Source organism: Prevotella melaninogenica ATCC 25845 (assembly GCF_000144405.1).
GTDB classification, from domain to species: Bacteria; Bacteroidota; Bacteroidia; order Bacteroidales; family Bacteroidaceae; genus Prevotella; species Prevotella melaninogenica.
The window spans coordinates 1,353,758-1,371,874 of record NC_014371.1 but is presented as its reverse complement, the minus strand read 5'-3'; the positions used below and the strand labels follow the sequence as shown (position 1 = coordinate 1,371,874).

At 43.9% G+C, this 18,117-nt stretch carries 14 protein-coding genes, 2 tRNA genes and 1 pseudogene; 12 read left to right on the top strand and 5 right to left on the bottom strand.

Annotated features, from left to right (window positions below; genetic code table 11):
• Positions 1 to 178: 178 nt before the first annotated feature.
• From HMPREF0659_RS12230 to HMPREF0659_RS12215, 4 genes are all read right to left on the bottom strand, one after another.
• On the bottom strand, positions 179 to 1,159 hold the full coding sequence (locus tag HMPREF0659_RS12230) for an MlaD family protein (protein WP_013265626.1): 981 nt from the start codon (positions 1,157 to 1,159) through the stop codon (positions 179 to 181).
• A gap of 11 nt (positions 1,160 to 1,170) precedes the next feature.
• Positions 1,171 to 2,502: an N-acetylmuramoyl-L-alanine amidase family protein gene (locus tag HMPREF0659_RS12225; protein WP_013265897.1), complete on the bottom strand. Its 1,332-nt coding sequence runs from the start codon at positions 2,500 to 2,502 to the stop codon at positions 1,171 to 1,173.
• Between the two features lie 52 nt (positions 2,503 to 2,554).
• Positions 2,555 to 2,938, bottom strand: a complete 384-nt coding sequence (folB, locus tag HMPREF0659_RS12220) for a dihydroneopterin aldolase (protein ID WP_013265834.1) — start codon at positions 2,936 to 2,938, stop codon at positions 2,555 to 2,557.
• Between the two features lie 138 nt (positions 2,939 to 3,076).
• Positions 3,077 to 5,677 (bottom strand): adenosylcobalamin-dependent ribonucleoside-diphosphate reductase, encoded by a 2,601-nt coding sequence (locus HMPREF0659_RS12215; protein ID WP_013265237.1) that lies wholly within the window; start codon positions 5,675 to 5,677, stop codon positions 3,077 to 3,079.
• Between the two features lie 97 nt (positions 5,678 to 5,774).
• On the opposite strand from HMPREF0659_RS12215, the gene HMPREF0659_RS12210 reads away from it, so the two are divergent.
• From HMPREF0659_RS12210 to HMPREF0659_RS12160, 12 genes and pseudogenes are all read left to right on the top strand, one after another.
• A complete protein-coding gene (locus tag HMPREF0659_RS12210) occupies positions 5,775 to 6,506 on the top strand; it encodes a nitroreductase family protein (protein WP_013265359.1) in 732 nt (243 codons plus the stop codon).
• A 681-nt stretch (positions 6,507 to 7,187) separates the two neighbouring features.
• Positions 7,188 to 9,395 (top strand): sodium-translocating pyrophosphatase, encoded by a 2,208-nt coding sequence (locus HMPREF0659_RS12205; RefSeq protein ID WP_013265392.1) that lies wholly within the window; start codon positions 7,188 to 7,190, stop codon positions 9,393 to 9,395.
• Positions 9,396 to 10,530: 1,135 nt separating this feature from the next.
• Complete coding sequence (locus HMPREF0659_RS12200) at positions 10,531 to 10,800, top strand: peptidase (protein WP_226893221.1); 270 nt, start codon at positions 10,531 to 10,533, stop codon at positions 10,798 to 10,800.
• Positions 10,801 to 10,855: 55 nt separating this feature from the next.
• The gene (locus HMPREF0659_RS12195) at positions 10,856 to 11,113 is read left to right on the top strand and encodes a hypothetical protein (protein ID WP_013265679.1); all 258 of its coding nucleotides are present in this window, start codon (positions 10,856 to 10,858) and stop codon (positions 11,111 to 11,113) included.
• Positions 11,114 to 11,240: 127 nt separating this feature from the next.
• Positions 11,241 to 11,390 (top strand): annotated as a pseudogene (locus HMPREF0659_RS13085) (IS30 family transposase); the annotation flags it as partial.
• Between the two features lie 138 nt (positions 11,391 to 11,528).
• Entirely contained in the window at positions 11,529 to 12,008 is a 480-nt protein-coding gene (locus HMPREF0659_RS12190; protein WP_013265743.1) for an outer membrane beta-barrel protein, read from the top strand.
• 183 nt (positions 12,009 to 12,191) lie between these two features.
• The gene (gene recR / locus HMPREF0659_RS12185; RefSeq protein WP_013265871.1) at positions 12,192 to 12,800 is read left to right on the top strand and encodes a recombination mediator RecR; all 609 of its coding nucleotides are present in this window, start codon (positions 12,192 to 12,194) and stop codon (positions 12,798 to 12,800) included.
• 7 nt (positions 12,801 to 12,807) lie between these two features.
• Positions 12,808 to 13,260 (top strand): hypothetical protein, encoded by a 453-nt coding sequence (locus HMPREF0659_RS12180; protein ID WP_013265061.1) that lies wholly within the window; start codon positions 12,808 to 12,810, stop codon positions 13,258 to 13,260.
• The gene (locus tag HMPREF0659_RS12175) at positions 13,261 to 14,463 is read left to right on the top strand and encodes a glycosyltransferase family 2 protein (protein ID WP_013265628.1); all 1,203 of its coding nucleotides are present in this window, start codon (positions 13,261 to 13,263) and stop codon (positions 14,461 to 14,463) included.
• A 3-nt stretch (positions 14,464 to 14,466) separates the two neighbouring features.
• Positions 14,467 to 14,985: a GNAT family N-acetyltransferase gene (locus HMPREF0659_RS12170; protein WP_044046161.1), complete on the top strand. Its 519-nt coding sequence runs from the start codon at positions 14,467 to 14,469 to the stop codon at positions 14,983 to 14,985.
• An 86-nt stretch (positions 14,986 to 15,071) separates the two neighbouring features.
• Positions 15,072 to 15,145 (top strand) — tRNA-Asp (locus HMPREF0659_RS12165).
• A gap of 25 nt (positions 15,146 to 15,170) precedes the next feature.
• Positions 15,171 to 15,244 (top strand) — tRNA-Asp (locus HMPREF0659_RS12160).
• A gap of 1,044 nt (positions 15,245 to 16,288) precedes the next feature.
• On the opposite strand, the gene HMPREF0659_RS12150 is transcribed toward HMPREF0659_RS12160, so the two are convergent.
• The gene (locus HMPREF0659_RS12150; RefSeq protein WP_013265662.1) at positions 16,289 to 18,067 is read right to left on the bottom strand and encodes a M6 family metalloprotease domain-containing protein; all 1,779 of its coding nucleotides are present in this window, start codon (positions 18,065 to 18,067) and stop codon (positions 16,289 to 16,291) included.
• Positions 18,068 to 18,117 lie beyond the last annotated feature (50 nt).

Here is an 18,117-nt window from a genome sequence, read left to right as displayed (position 1 = left end):
GCGTAGTTGTGTAATTGTAAGTATTTGAAAAACAATAAGTTTCACCCACCTTACACCCTTTATGACGCTGAGAGTGAAACAAACGCAAGGAAAGCGCAAAGAAGCTGATATTCAAACGGCTTCAAAACACTTTCCCTGCGTGTGAAACATTGACGATATTATTTAGACTATATTTAAATTACTTGTCTTTTCTACCAAAGATAGAGAAATGAACATAACGCTTTGGATGTGCTTTAAGATTTGTCAAAAGACTATCTGCTGAGCGCATCGTGCTATTAAGATTATTGTACAAAGAGGCATCGTTAAGCATCAAGCCCATTGTACCCTCGTTGCTATTCAGCTTAGCAGTGAGCGAGTTCATATTGTCTAAAGTTGCGTTCACCTTAGCCACCGTAGCCTCAACATCAAGTCCGTTCACCTTATTATTAAGGTTAGACATCATCGTATTTGCGCCACGGATAGCCCCACGAGCCTCTGTAACGCCTCTGTTTGCGTTTACCATCATGCCGTTGGCATTGTCCATCACCCTACCAGCCTTTGCAGCCACAACAGGCAAAGAACCATTAACCTGTGCGAGCAAGGTGTTAAGCTCACGGGTAGAAGTAGTAAGATTGGCTGTAATCTTGTCTATATTGTGTACCGAACTCTGAAGAGCTGGGTCGCCAAGGAGTGTATTTACGCTTCCAAGGATGCTATCCAACTTTGGCAACATCTTCTGGATAGAAGGCACCATACTCTTCAAGTCGCCTAAGGTACCATCATTAATAACACCGTCAATCCATCCGTTAGGCTCCAAGAGCTTCGTGCTTTTGCCAAACTGTAGTACGACCTTCACGTTACCCATGATGTCACTAACAATCTCAGCGGTAGTACCCTCTGGGATTCTCAATGTCTTTTCAACATCGATATCGACTGTGATAGACTCGCCTAACTTATCATAGTCGTAATCAATATTCCTAACAATACCCACCTTGAAACCGCGAGCATAGACAGGAGTTGATGTAGACAAGCCCGTGATATCGTTGAACTTAATCTTGTAATGTGCGTCATTCGAGAAGAGGGAAATACCTCTTAGGAACTGTATTCCAAAGAATAACACAACGATAGCAAGTATAGCAACGATGGCAATCCTTACTTGTGGTGTGAAAAATTTCTTCATATCCGTTTTGTTTACTTATTCTTTTTATTCTTGAGAAACTCTGCTATTGCTTGGTTGACATCCATACGTGCACCGTTTTTGTAGGCAATAATACAAGCTTGTGAGAAGTCTTTCAACAGCTTTCCACGCAAGCGTGAGATGTCGTTATAATTCGTACTGGAGCCTATACAATACTTATAAAAGTTGCCTTCTTGAACACAATCAATGTCTGTATGCCCACGGAAGAGTTCACTACCCGACCGCAACTGACGGTTAGAAGCCAACACTTGCACCTTAAAGACAGGTACGCTCTTTGCCGTTTCAGCCTCTGAATCATTACAAGGGAGCAACTCTCGAATCGCATCTGAGATCCTCTTCTTCGCCTCTTGTACCTTATTCATAGGGCGAGCTGGGGGTGCTGGGGTGGAAGAACGTGGCTGCTCTACGGGTACTGTAGAACGAGAACGCTGCACTGGAGCCACAGAACGGGGACGCTCTATTGGCGTAACAGGATGCGGTTTAGTTGTTGGGGCAGTTGGGACAACGCGATCTATCACGATTCGCTTGTTCTCAACAGGACGGTAAGGCACCACGATGCGTGTGTCATAGGCATTCTTGTATTGTACAAAAGCATTGTAAATACCCTTTGCCATGGCATCTATACCCGCTGGAGAGTTCAGATATTCCTCCTCATCAGCTGCCGTAATGAAGCCTAACTCTATCAAGCAACTTGGCATATAACTCTCTCTCAACACGAGGAAACCAGCCTGATGGACACCCTTATCAATACGTCCTGCAGACGAACAAACAGAGTTCTGTATCATTCGAGCTAACTCAACACTCCGCTCCATGTTCGCATTCTGCATGAATTCAAACATGATATAACTCTCTGAGGAGTTTGGGTCAAAACCCTGATAGGTCTGCTGATAGCCTTTCTCCATTGAGATTACGCCATTCTCACGCATAGCCACATCGAGGTTAGCCTTCGCACGATGCATACCTAAGGTGTACACCTGAAATCCTTTTACATAACGCCCTGATGCCACAGAGTTCGTATGTACGGATATAAAAAGGTCTGCCTTAGCCTTATTGGCGATGTCTGCACGTTGATGCAAAGGGATAAACACGTCGGTCTTACGGGTATAAATCACATTGACATCTGGCAGATTCCTCTCAACATAACGACCAAAAGCCAAAGCTATATTCAAGTTGATGTCCTTCTCCTTTGATATTGCACCTATCGCACCAGCGTCATGACCACCATGACCAGGGTCAATAACAAGTGTGAACCGTCCGTCTGCAGCCCATGACAGGCTTACCGACAAGACCAAGAAAACAAGGAGAAGCGATATTTTCTTAAACATACTTAACTATTTAAAGGGCAAAGATACGGCTTTTCGTTGGGATACCAAGGCTCTAAACCTCGGTTTTATCATTTATTAAGTGTAATTCCACGCCTGCCCCATCACTGTCAGCACCCATTGGAGGATTAAGTTTCACGAGTTTTAAGTCGATACTACTTATCATTGGGAAAACCGCAAACAATGCCTCGACAATGGATCCAGCGACGGATTCTAACAGGCGAACGGGTTGTTTCATGACTTCTCTTATGACGTTAAACACTTCTGCATAGTTCAGTGTGTCAGCAACATCATCGCTCTTCATTGCCGTTACAAACGGATAACCTAACCGTAGGTCGAGAACGTACTCATTACCGACCACACGCTCCTGCTCCCCTACTCCGATACAAGCATGGAAGTGAAGACCTTGCAGAAGTATATAACTTGTCATTAATTTCATCATTCTTTAAGAGAAGTGAGGGCAAGACGAGCTGCCTACCCTCTGTTTTAATCCAAGTCTGTCATTAGTCTACAATAGGTATATGTATGGTTTCCTAATGACCGAAATGGGATTTAATTGAACTCTACTGCTAACTGCTTAGCCACAACGTGAGGCACCACAGTTGGTACAAATCAGACAACCTTCTTGATAAACAAGGGTCTCTTGGCCACAGACTGGACATTTCAAGCCTGACGCACTCGTACCATCAACAACATACTTCTTCAATGCGCGTTCAACACCATTCTTCCATGTATTGATGCTTTCGTTCTTCAACTGCAGCGAACCAACGAGCTTGATGACGTGGTCGATTGGCATACGATAACGCAATACACCTGAAATCAGCTTCGCATAATTCCAATACTCTGGGTTAAACTTCTCTGACAAGCCCTCAACGGTAGTCTTATAACCACGTTTATTCTCAAACTGGAAGTCGTAACGATGACTGCCGTCTTCGGCTGTTTGCTTGATAATCTTACCCTTAGTAACGCTCTTTGGAAGGGCAATACCCTCCTCATCGTCCTGCAAACCAGTAAAGATTTCGTAAGGATAACCCTCTAACAAACCAACGAAAGCCACCCATTTCTCTTTGTTGTTTTGGAAGCGTACGACGTCACACTCCAATTCTTTTGGACGAACTTCAATTACATTTGGATGATTACAGATATGCTCATGATGCTCCTCAGCTGAATTAAGGTCTTTTACCTTCTCCTCATCGACAGGCTTTTCGTCCTTTGTCTTGTCCTTCTTCGATACCGAAATCATCACACCCGAGCGGCTTCCGTCACGATAGATAGTACAACCCTTGCAACCACTACGCCATGCCTCTACATAAAGTTTGTTCACTAACTCCTCATCAACCTGATTTGGAAGGTTCACAGTCACAGAGATTGAGTGGTCAACCCACTTCTGAATTTCGCCCTGCATACGTACCTTCATCAACCAATCGACATCGTTTGCGGTAGCTTTATAATAAGGAGAGCGCTTCACAAGTTCGTCAATCTCTTCCTGACTGTACTTCTTCTGCGTATCGATTCCGTTCACCTCCATCCATGTCAAGAACTTACGGTGGTAAACAATGTACTCTTCAAAAGAATCACCTACCTCATCAACGAAGTCTACATGTACATCCGTATCGTTTGGATTCACCTTACGGCGACGCTTATATACAGGCATAAAGACAGGTTCAATACCCGATGTTGTCTGTGTCATGAGCGAGGTTGTACCCGTAGGAGCAATCGTCAGACAGGCAATATTTCTACGACCATACTTCTTCATATCCTCGTAGAGCTGTCCGTCAGCCTCCTTCAAACGAAGAATAAACGGATTCTTCTCCTCTCGCTTAGCATCATATATCTCAAACGCACCACGTTCCTGTGCCATTGTCACCGATGAACGATAAGCATTCAGAGCCAATGTGCGATGAATATCAACAGAGAAATCGGTTGCTTCCTGTGTTCCATAACGCAAGCCCATAGCTGCTATCATATCGCCCTCAGCGGTGATTCCCACACCTGTACGACGACCCTGACAGCTCTTTTTCTTGATCTTCTCCCAAAGATGATACTCTGCACTCTTCACCTCATCCACCTGAGGATCGGTCTTTATCTTCGACATGATGAGGTCGATTTTCTCCATCTCAAGGTCGATGATGTCGTCCATCAATCGCTGTGCGAGTTGTGCATGACGCTTGAACAATTCCATATCGAAGCGTGCATGGTCTGTAAATGGGTCGATAACGTATGAATAAAGATTCAACGAAAGGAGTCGACAACTATCATATGGACAGAGTGGAATCTCACCACATGGGTTCGTTGAAACGGTCTGGAAACCAAGGTCTGCATAACAATCAGGAATACTCTCTCGGATAATTGTATCCCAAAACAGTACGCCTGGCTCGGCACTCTTCCATGCGTTATGTACAATCTTTTCCCACAATTCCTTAGCAGAAATCTCCTTCGTTACGCTTGGTTCGCTACTATTCGTAGGGAACTGCTGTACGTATGTCTTATCCTCAACGACTGCCTGCATGAACTCATCGGTAATCTTCACCGACACATTAGCACCGGTCACCTTACCTTCTTCCATCTTGGCATCGATAAACGCCTCTGAATCTGGATGCTTAATACTTACAGAAAGCATCAAGGCACCACGACGACCATCCTGCGCTACCTCACGAGTACTGTTTGAATAACGCTCCATGAAAGGAACAAGACCCGTTGAAGTCAGGGCTGAGTTGTTCACTGGTGAACCTTTCGGACGGATATGAGTCAAGTCATGTCCTACTCCACCACGACGCTTCATCAGCTGTACCTGCTCTTCGTCAATACGCATAATGGCACCATAAGAATCGGCATTACCGTCCAAACCGATTACGAAACAGTTAGAAAGGGATGCTACCTGATAGTTATTACCGATACCCGTCATCGGACTACCAGCAGGGATAATATATTTGAAATGGTGCAAGAGATCGAAAACCTCCTGTGCCGTCAAAGGGTTCTTATATTTGTTTTCAATACGAGCTATCTCGTTAGCAATGCGCCAATGCATCTGTTCTGGCGACTTCTCATAGATATTTCCGAAGCTATCCTTCATCGCATACTTGTTGACCCACACACGAGCAGCAAGTTCGTCTCCACCGAAATAAGCTAAAGATGCTTGAAAAGCTTCATCGAATGAGTAAGTTTGTTTGGTTTCCATTATTGTCGTTTTAGAATTTTTTTCGTCTGCGAAGTTACGAATTGTTTTCCAAAATAGAAAACATTTACTTAACTTTGTAACATCAAAATTATCTAAAATGAAAACTATCAATACAAGAAAGACAATAAGAAAATACACCAACAAGGATGTATCGGAAGATTTACTGAGAACTCTATTGGAGAAGGCTGAGCGTACCCCAACAATGGGAAACCTGCAGCTTTACTCGGTTATCATCACTCGCAACGAGGAAAAGAAGGCGCAATTGGCACCTGCTCATTTCAACCAACCAATGGTCATGGGGGCACCTGTGGTCCTCACCTTCTGCGCTGACTTCCGTCGTACTACGCTCTGGGCGGAGAACCGTAAGGCTACTCCGGGTTACGACAACTTCCTTTCTTTCCTCAATGCTGCCACCGATGCGCTGCTCTATTGTCAGACTTTCTGCAATCTTGCTGAGGAAGAGGGCTTAGGTACTTGTTTCTTAGGTACGACCATTTACAACCCTAAAACCATCATTGAAGTCCTACAACTGCCTCGTCTCGTGATGCCTGTTGCCACTATCACACTCGGTTGGCCTGCAGAAGATCCTGCCCTCACCGACCGCCTTCCTATCGACAGTATCATCCACCACGAGACTTACGAAGACTATACCCCCGACCGTATCGATGCTTTTTATACGCCAAAGGAGCAGTTAGAGGAGAACAAACACTTTGTGGAAATCAACAACAAAGAAACCCTCGCACAGGTCTTCACCGACCTCAGATATACAAAAGAGGCGAATGAGGCAATATCAAAGGCGTTGTTAGAAACGCTGAAGGGGCAGTGGTAAAAAAAAAGAAACCACCAAAACACACCACAGCAAGCGGCCCCACCCCCAACCCCTCCCCCAAAGGGAGGGGAGTGAAATGCGAGGTACCCCTTGTGGTTTCCATATTGTTTGCTATTTCAGGATAGAAAAGGGATAGATTAAGGTGTGTTTTATGTAAAATATAGTAAGGAATAAGGCTAATTCTCACATAGTCTTAGCCTTTTGATAGACAATGCTGAAAAGCTAATAAGGCTGGTATTTGTGTGTAAAGAGATACGTGTGGGGGCTTAACACACGGCGTGCGAAGGCTTCGCACAAGATGTGCGGGGCGTTAATTGGCTTGGAGAAGGTGAAAAAGCCTCCCCCCCTCCAACCCTCTCTCCTACAGAGAGGGGGAGTGTTGGGAACCGTTTGCTTAGGAATGACTAAACAGTTTTTCCAACCATAGGGGTATCTCGCATTCTACTCCCCTCCCTATGGGGGAGGGGTTGGGGGGTGGGGCCAGTTGCTTTCGTTACATTTCACTCCCCTCCCTTTGGGGGAGGGGTAAGGGGGGAGGGGCCAGTTGTTGCTGCTTGTTGTGGTGATTGGTTGCTGTTTTACGCTTTCTTTTTCCCTCCATTTCCTTCCTCTCTCAATATTTTTTTATATATTTGCACCATATTATAATCTATCTATTACACAACCTAAACATTTTAAATTATGGAACACATCCCACAAGTTTTTTGGCTCATTCCCATTGCATCAGTATGCGCCTTGGGTATGGCATGGTATTTCTTTAAGTCTATGATGAAAGCGGAGGAAGGTACACCCCGCATGGTTGAGATTGCTGAATACGTGCGCCGTGGTGCCATGGCGTATCTGAAACAGCAATACAAAGTCGTATTGATTGTTTTTGTTGTTCTGGCTATCGTCTTCGCCATCATGGCTTATGGCTTCAATGCACAGAATGAATGGGTACCCTTCGCCTTCCTGACTGGTGGTTTCTTCTCTGGCCTTGCGGGTTTCTTCGGTATGAAAACGGCTACCTATGCCAGTGCGAGAACAGCCAACGCAGCACGCAACGGACTCAACGATGGACTCAAAATTGCCTTCCGTTCGGGCGCAGTCATGGGACTCGTTGTCGTTGGATTAGGCTTGTTAGACATAGCCATTTGGTTCATTGTCCTCACTTGGTTCTATTCTGATAAGATGACAACGAGCGAAATGCTTATCACCATCACAACAACGATGTTGACCTTCGGTATGGGTGCATCTACACAGGCTTTGTTTGCTCGTGTGGGTGGCGGCATCTATACAAAGGCGGCTGACGTGGGCGCCGACCTCGTGGGTAAGGTGGAAGCTAACATCCCTGAAGACGACCCACGCAACCCTGCAACGATTGCCGACAACGTGGGCGACAACGTGGGCGATGTGGCTGGTATGGGTGCCGACCTCTACGAGAGCTATTGTGGTTCGATTCTTTCTACGGCTGCCTTGGGTGCTACTGCCTTTGCAGCCTCATCAGGTGATATGCAACTGAAGGCTGTCATCGCACCAATGCTCATCGCTGCCGTCGGTGTTTTCCTTAGTTTATTCGGTATTTTCCTCGTAAGAACGAAGGAGGGAGCCACGATGAAGGACCTTCTCCACGCCTTAGGATTGGGCACGAACACGGCTGCTGTACTCATTGCAGCTGTTAGCTTCCTCATTCTCTACCTCTTAGGACTGGAGAATTGGCTCGGTGTTAGCTTCTCTGTGATTGCTGGTTTGGCAGCTGGTGTTATCATCGGACAGGCAACGGAGTACTATACTTCCCAGAGTTACATGCCTACAAAGGCGATTTCGGAGGCAAGTCATACAGGTGCTGCGACTGTTATTATAAAAGGTATTGGTACGGGTATGATTTCTACTTGCGTCCCTGTCCTTTCTATTTCAGTGGCTATCATGCTGAGTTATCTCTGTGCCAACGGCTTTGACATGTCAATGTCAGCACTCTCTATTCAACACGGACTCTATGGTATCGGTATCGCTGCGGTCGGTATGCTCTCAACCTTGGGTATCACCTTGGCAACAGATGCCTACGGACCGATTGCCGACAACGCTGGCGGTAATGCGGAGATGAGCGAGTTAGGAGCGGAGGTGCGCCAGCGTACTGATGCCCTTGACGCCTTGGGTAATACGACTGCTGCTACGGGTAAGGGCTTTGCTATTGGTTCGGCTGCACTGACAGCATTGGCGTTGTTGGCTTCTTATATCGAAGAAATCAAGATTGCCATGGCTCGTGTCGGTACACAAATGACCAACGTTGCAGGCGAAACCATTGATGCTACAAAGGCTACTATCCCAGACTTCATGAACTTCTTCCAAGTGAACCTGATGAATCCAAAGGTGCTTGTCGGTGCGTTTATCGGTGCTATGGCAGCCTTCCTTTTCTGCGGATTGACGATGGGTGCCGTTGGTAGAGCAGCTGGAAAGATGGTGGAAGAGGTGCGTCGCCAGTTCCGTGAGATTAAGGGAATATTAGAAGGAACAGGCACACCAGACTATGGACGATGCGTAGAAATCAGTACTCAGAGTGCGCAACACGAGATGATTATCCCATCGCTTTTAGCCATCATCATCCCCGTTGTCGTCGGTCTTTTGCTCGGAGTGGCAGGTGTATTGGGCTTGTTAGTAGGCGGTTTGGCAGCCGGCTTCACCCTTGCCGTCTTCATGTCGAATGCTGGTGGTGCGTGGGACAATGCGAAGAAGTATGTCGAAGAGGGCAACTTCGGTGGTAAAGGCTCTGAAGCTCACAAGGCAACCATCGTCGGTGACACCGTTGGCGACCCATTCAAAGACACTTCTGGTCCATCGCTCAACATCCTTATCAAACTCATGAGTATGGTCAGCATCGTCATGGCGGGCCTCACTGTTGCCTGCCTATAACAACACTCTCGGAGGTATTTTCATAAGAATAAGGCTTTACTTTCATGGAAAGAAATGTTTATCTTCCCCAAAAAAAACGTTTCTTTTCGTGAAGGTAATCCGCTGTGTGCAGGCTGTAAGAAACCTGACTATGCGGCTAAAGCTATTATATAAAAAGCACACGGAGTCACGGAGGGGACGGAGGTAAAGCCTATATTACAGAGGTGCCGACGGCACAAAGAGCAACGGAGATGCAGCGTACAGATTCCTGATACGTTTTAAGTTAAATGTTCTGTGCATTATAACTCTAACAAAGTTTGCTAACAAGCTCCGTTGCTCCACGCACCGACGGTGCCTCCGTAACTACCTGTACTGTATTTTTAATAATCCTCCGTCCTCTCCGTGCCTCCGTGTGACATTACTTTAAACTCTAAACACAAGTGGCAAACCTTATCACTCCAACATCCTGAAGACCCAACCTTTTCATTTTAAGACTTCGAAATCTATAGGCAATAAATTGAAAAAAACATTACATAAGTTCAAAGAAAACATCAATAAATAACGGCAAAAACACATATAAAAAGCAAGTTTGTAACCATAAGGAAATCAATTAGTTATAAAGTAGTAACGTAAAAGGTGCTTAATTGGACTTCAAAAGGGCGTTAATAAGACCTCAAAAGGGCACCTTTTACAAGCCGAAAGAGCGTCTTTTAGACCCCTAAAGAGCATGTATTGGTTTTGAGATGAGTGAAAATAGTTTACAAACACTTTTAAACCAGAGAACAATAGCTTTTCTATTCATACTTCAATTTACCTTTCTCAATGATTTTCAAAGATTTACTCTAAAGACTTGCAAGATTAAAATAAAAGAACTATCTTTGTCGTGACAGTTTCCACCACGCCTCTTTTAAATGCGTACCAGGGTGGAACTTTTGCTTTTAATACACTTATGAGTAAGCAAATAGCTTGATAAAAGAACCAATAAATAATACATGGACTAAGAAACTATAGACCCTTCAACACATTCGACTGAATCGTTTAAAATACGAAGCGGTAAGAAAGCAGACGCAATTTATAACACAATATAAAATTAAATTAACAAGAATGACAAATCTAAAAACAGGAGAAGTCATAACCTTCAAATAACACATGAGTTATGAAACGTAGTAGATTATTATTAATAATAATAAATTATATTTATCACGATAATATTTATTTGATGTCTCCAATTGTTGATTGGAATTTATTAGATGTGCTAAATAAAAATATTCGAGATAATTATGAAAGAATTAGACCCATTTTGTTGAAATGGCAGGAAAATGGATATATAAAATTAATAGAAGATAACGAGATTGCTTTTTCTTTTATTCCAGAGAAATTACCATCAAAAGAAAAACTAATAGAAGAGAGCCTGAATTTCAAATAATGATTGATGAGAATGGTGAACTTGAAAACAGGTAGAACAATAACATTAAAATAATATGAAGAGAATAAAAATTATTCGTGTATTGGCAACTTTTATTTGTCATGATCCATTTGCGTATAGTCCTATCTGGACATGGGATGGCTTTCCTCCAATTATATATACAGAAAGGGAAAGAATACTTCCTGTATTAAAAGAATGGGAACATAAAGGATATTTAACTTTAATATATGATGAGAAAATAGCCTTTATCCTTAACGTAGAAAAATTACCATCAAAAGAAAAACTAATAGAAGAAAGTCGTAATATTAAATAAAGAATTGTAGAAGTAGAAAAGAAATTAACGAAGAAAGTATGGGACTTTGCCTATAGCTGCTTTATTTGTTCAAAGACAAATCATAGATAGAAGATAACCTGCATGTTACATGGCATAATAGAATATCAAAGGGGAAAAATGCAAAGAGTTGGTACGCACTGTAATACATTTGCCATCTCCATTCAAAGAGCATGTCAAGTCTATTTCAAGTGACAATGGTACTGAATTTGCTTGTCATGAAATGATAGGAATAAGTCTTGGGGTCACCATCTATTTTATAAAGAATGTCAATTTTTTCCTCATTCCAAATATTATCCTTACCTTTGTCTTAAGATTATTGACATAAAACCTATGGTATTACTTGTCAATCCTAAATTATTATTTATATCGTAATATTGCTATGATAAAAAGATTTATGCTGCTCGTTGCAGCAATGGTAGTGAGCATCAGTGCATCTGCACAGTTTCAAGAGGGTAAGGGCTACTTAGGTGCTTCCCTGACAGGACTCGACTTGCACTATAATGGTCATGACGGCATGAATATTGGTGTGCAGGCTAAGGCGGGTTACTTCCCTTGGGATAACCTCATGGTACTTGCTACATTCGATGCTGTACACAATGGTTCTGAGGCTGTTGCCGACCATATCAGCGTAGGTGTTGGTGGACGTTATTATATCACACAGAACGGTCTCTACTTGGGTGCGGGTGTGAAGCTTCTCCATGCCAACCATAACTATAACGACCTGATGCCGGGTGTTGAGGTGGGTTATGCCTTCTTCATCAACCGTTCAGTGACGATTGAGCCTGCGCTTTACTATGATCAGTCATTCAAGACACATAACTATTCGACAGTGGGCTTGAAGGTTGGTCTCGGCATCTACCTCTTTGATGATTAATCAAGAGGAAGCAACAGATATTATTTTAAGGACTGGCTGTCTGTATAGGGATGCACTTTTGGGGTGTGTCCCTATATCTCTCAAAATCAAAGCCATTGTCCTAATCGACTATATAGAATAAAAAAGAGGATTACAAGTGTAACCCTCCTTTCGATATCTCCAGCCTACGAGAATTAATTTTAAATGCAACAATACCCTTCTCAACTCTTAGAACGTGCCGTAGAGGCTTTCTCACAGTTGCCAGGTGTGGGGCGCAAGACCGCTCTGCGCCTTGTTTTGCATCTGCTACGCCAGTCGACTGAGGACGTGGATAGCTTTGCGGATGCTGTTATACGTGTGAAACACGATGTGAAGTATTGCAAGGTTTGCCATAATATTTCCGATAACGAGGTTTGTTCTATCTGTTCTGACCCACGCCGTGATGCGTCAGTGGTCTGTGTGGTAGAGAACATTCAGGACGTGATGGCGATTGAGAATACCCAGCAGTTCCATGGATTATACCACGTTTTGGGGGGTATTATCTCTCCGATGGACGGTATCGGACCGCACGACTTAGAGATTGAATCGCTCGTAGAGCGCGTGGAAGAGGGTACGGTGAAGGAAATCATCCTTGCCCTTGCCAGTACGATGGAGGGCGACACAACCAACTTTTATATCTCACGCAAGCTGAAAGACACAGGCGTGAAACTGTCGGTTATCGCACGAGGTATCTCTGTTGGCGACGAACTTGAATATACAGATGAGGTGACGTTGGGCAGAAGTATTCTGAACCGCACACCTTTTGAATCTTAAAACAACCATGGATAAAACAAGAAAAATACTTCTTATTGAGTTCTTTGGCTCATGCCTTATCACACTGCTCATCATCGCGGTGTATGAACTTGAACTGATCTTGCCCGGTGCGTGGGCTGATGTTGAAAGCAGCAATATGGTTACTGTGCAGTTTCTTATGCAGCTGTTGACCCTCGCTACTATCCCACTTGCACTCTTTCTTTTCAAGATTGGCTACGTACACTCTGACTTACATACCGACGAGAGTCACGTCAGTCGTAAGCTGCTCTTCTGGGGTAGCGTGCGAATAATGATGCTTTGCGTTCCGATGATACTCAATACCTTCTTCTACTATGCCTTCGGGGATAGTGTAAGTTTCTTCTATCTTGCTGTCATCTTAGCGTTGAGCTTATTCTTCGTCTTCCCCAACAAGAAGCGTTGCGAGCATGAATGTTCTATGGATAATTCAGAACAAGCATAAATGAAGCTGAGCGTTGTCATCGTTAATTATAACGTAAAATACTATCTCCAACAGTGTCTTGAGAGTCTTCAGCGCGCTTTGAAAGGCGTTGAAGCAGAGGTATTTGTGGTTGACAACCATTCTCATGACGGCTCCGTAGCCTACCTTCGCAGCCGTTTCCCTGATGTTCATTTCATTGCCAGTGCGCATAACTTAGGCTTTGCGGGTGGTAATAATATTGCAATTCGCCAAAGTAAGGGTGAATATGTCTTACTACTCAATCCCGACACGGTTGTGGGCGAGGAGGTTATTCATGCTTCTATCGACTTCATGGATAGTCACCTAACGGCTGGAGGGCATGGCGTACAGATGCTTACTCACTGTGGTGAACGAGCCTTAGAAAGTCGTCGTGGCTTGCCGTCACCCATGGTTTCGTTCTATAAGATGGTAGGACTTTGCAAGCATTTCCCACAAAGTGGCCGCTTTGCACATTATTATATGGGTAGTCTGTCGTGGGATGTTCCGGGCAAGATTGAGGTAATCAGCGGTGCTTACTGCTTCCTTCGCAGGACAGCCTTAGACAAGGTAGGACTCTTAGACGAGGACTTCTTTATGTATGGCGAGGATGTCGACCTCAGCTATCGACTGCTGAAAGGTGGCTTTGAGAACTGGTATCTCCCCGTGCGCATCCTGCATTACAAGGGTGAGAGTACGCAGAAGTCGAGCTTCCGATATGTCCACGTCTTCTATGATGCCATGCTCATCTTCTTCCGCAAGCATTATGGCGGTATGAACGTACTATGGCGACTACCGATTAAGACGGCTATCTACGTGAAAGCCTTTGGTTCACTGATAGGTACTACCATTCGAGCAACGAGAAAGAAATTGGGATTTCGCACTTCGAAAGCTAAATCATTCCCACATTATATATTTGTTGCAGGCGAAGATGTCATGGGAAAATGCCAACGATTGGCTACAGATAATGCCCTCGTGGCAGAGTATCGAGTAGCGGATAAGGATAGCTTGCAGCACATGCACGCCGACCTACTCAAGGAGTTTGGAGGGAAAAGTCGCGCTTACTGCATCGTCTATGACACCGACTTATTCAGCTATCAAGACATCCTGAATGTCTTTGCTGAACAGCCAAAGCAGAATATTCACATTGGTTTCTACCATAGAAAGGAGAACAGAGTCGTCACCATGATGGAAGTTATAGGAGATTAAAGCATGGAAAAGAAACAGTACGTGGAAGTCAGACTGAGAGCTATGGAGCCGGAAGACCTCGATATGCTCTATCACATTGAGAACGATCGTAGCCTATGGAACATCAGTGCAACGAATGTTCCCTACAGCCGTTATGCCCTGCATAACTACATTGCTGATGCGAAAAACGATATCTATATCGACGGACAACTGCGTATGATGATTGAGAATCGTGAGCAGGAAATTGTCGGTGTGATAGACCTTGTCAACTTCGATCCAAAGCATCAGCGGGCGGAAATGGGTATTATCATCATGAAACCATTTCGCCAAAAAGGCTATGCAAAGGCGGCTATTTCTGCCTTAATCGATTATACGCGCAATGGGCTACACCTCAAACAAATCTACGCTGTAGTAGACGTTGACAACGAGGTGTCAATCCGCTGTCTTTCGTCCATTGGTTTTACAAATGGTAGTATACTGAAAGAGTGGCTTTATTGCGACGGACAATACAAGGATGCAAGGGTAATGCAACTTTTTATATAAAAAGCATAAATTAATTTTGGTGGAATAGATTTTTATTATTACCTTTGCACTCGCAAAACAGAAAAAGGGTTTTAAACATCCATTTTGGTGCGTTAGTTCAGTTGGTTAGAATGCCTGCCTGTCACGCAGGAGGTCACGAGTTCGAGTCTCGTACGCACCGCTGAAACCCCAAATCTGTAATGCATGGTGCGTTAGTTCAGTTGGTTAGAATGCCTGCCTGTCACGCAGGAGGTCACGAGTTCGAGTCTCGTACGCACCGCTGAAACCTTGGCTTCCCGCCAAGGTTTTTTTGTTTTTGATAGATTAACAGCGTAGACAAGAGAACCGTTGCTTGTGAATGAGAGACAGAGTAACAGATAAACTTTTTTAGTGGACGAGTTAACAAGTCGATAAGTAGACGAGTTATGTGCTACAAAGGATATAACTGGTTTACTCGTCAACCAGAAACTTGTCAACCAGCAAGACTTACCAACCAAAAACTAAAAGTTCTGTTCGTTCCATGACCTTTAGGTTTCTGAGCATTTTCGATTATCTAAAAAGAGCCTGTAGAGCTGCGCTTTCTTGCATGGCTTTGCCTTCTGCAAGAGGAAATTACAACCAAAATACTAAGAAAAGTTATTACAATTCTGCAAAGAATATCTCTAAGAGAATGGCTAAAAACAAGCATTTCTCGTACCTCTGTAATCATCTTGTAATCAACAACTTGCACTATTGCCTTGCAAAACATGCTTACTTGGATTTCAAAAGGGCGTTAGTAAGAGCGCAAAAGGGCACCTTTTGCAAGCCTATTGAGCACCTTTTTGCAGCCAAAAGACCATATATTGGTTTTGAAGGGTATGAAAAAAATTGTCAAATATCAAAGTAAACGAGTTTACAAGTGGACAAGAGAATTAGGTATATACATAAAGAGCACTTCTTCCAAAGCAAAAGGGCATGAATGAAAAGCCAATTCATGCCCTTTATTTATACCACTATTAATTATATTTACAGAGCAGAGGGCGAGAGAAGATGACAACACGAAGTTGCGCTTTTCAGCCATCACTCTCAAATATCTATCACAACATATAACTTATAAACTTACTCTCTCCTTAACTCGTCAACTAAAACTCACTATTCTGTTTCTCGGTCTTTCTCCGCAAACAAATCGTTAACACGTCCACAAAAACCCGTCCCTTTGTTACTCAAAAGAACTTTGTTCATCTGTTACTATGTCTTCACTATTACCTTGTCCTCGCAACAAACTCGTGTTCTTATGTTACTATGTCTTTCTATTATTCTGTCTACAAGCAACTCGTTCACTCGTCTACTTTCTCACCTTCTTACCTTTAACTATCACAATCTGATTGTGGAGATTCTGATTGTCCGCAACCTTTACACCAGAGAGTGTATAGGTCTCAGCTAACTGTTCGTGGTCGGCAGAGAGGTTGTTAATGCCTGTTGCAGCCTTTAGCGGAGTAAAGTGGAAGGAGATTGTATTGTCATTATTGCGAACAATCTGCTTGACTCCAGCCTGACTGCTGACATTATAGTTTGTATAAAAACTTAGACGAGGGTCAGTAGACTTCGTTAAGCTATTGTTCAAATCCGTTGGGAATGGGTCACTATTCTGCGTGTCATGATCGAGTCGACCATCTGCAGACACTATCGTGAAGCGTGGATGACGCTGTGCAGAAGCAGCATTGAGGTTGTTCATTCGCCATGAATAAGCATCGAAATCAACGTGGAAGACCATCAGTCCGTGCCCCGGCAACTCAGCATCCCAGCGGTGAGGAGTACGATTTTCAAAGATATAATATTCATTCTTCGTGTCTGGATTATAGAGGAAATAGGCATCGCCACCCTCAGCAAGTCCCTTCATATTCTTCACCTCAACAGCCTCATCGCCAAGTGTGATAGGCTTTAACCAACCCATATATGCCTTCTCATAAGCATCGTAACCAGCTGGCACAGTACCGATTCCAGTACCACCATAGACGTTAATCAGACTCTCTGGTCCACCGTTATAACTACCACCACACATCAAATCGTATCGTCCAGAGCCAATGTTACTGCCGCCACGTGTGTCATAAAAGTCGGGCAATCCGAGACAATGCGAGAACTCATGACAGATAGTACCGATACCAGAATAGTAGATACGCGACTTCTCATTCACCTTCGCACGAATGATTTCATTGCTACAAGCGTATGTATTTATCGTTTGTCCGTTGAATGTCAGTGCGTCAAGTCCTGCATCGGTAAGGGAATACTTGTGTGGCCAGATAGTACTTGACTCACCACCTGTCGCCTCACCCTCACCGGCATAGATGACATAAACCTGCTCTACTTCGCCATCATCATCCCAGTCGTACTTACTGAAGTCTACCTGCCCTTGAATAGCATTGCAGGCATCAATAATCATCTGTGGTGCATTCGCATCATTCATATTAGCTGTTCGCTCACCATAAAACTGATGAGGATGCTTGAGCTTTACGGGTCCTACGACATCGAAAGTGAGGTCGAACTTACCATTACTTTGGTCGAGGAAATAGTCGTGAACACTACCGATAGCACCGTTATCATTGGTATATCCCACCTTGTTGAGCATGTTCTCATAGAGCGTCTTGACATCTTTCTCACGTGGTTTGAGTGTCAACACATTCTTTGGGTCTTTGAAAGCCACATCTTCAAACTCAACCAAGATGACGAGTCCTTTCTTTTTACCCTCCCATGTCATTCCCAATCCTTCTCCGAAAGGCTTAGAATTGACATGCATCTCATGCTGTTTTTGCAGTTGTCTTACTTGCTGAATGGCTGCCGCAACGAGTTCTTCCTTTCCCTTTCGCAATGCCTTGTCATGGGCTAACACCGATGAAGGTACCAACTGATTATCCTCGATACGCGCGTAATAATAGCTGCCATTATGGGGCAACACAGGGATGTTGTCCTCTGTCAGCGCATAATTGAAATGCTCATCGCCTACGGTCATCACCTTTAGGATTGTTCCGTCAGCCTGCTTAAAGCTTCGCCACATCCGCATGGCAGGAATAGCAAATGATGATGTTGCCAACAATACACTAACTAAGAGAGTTATAATTTTCTTCATAAGACTGCTTTTAAATATGATTCTCTGGTTTTTAATTAGTAAGATGTTAT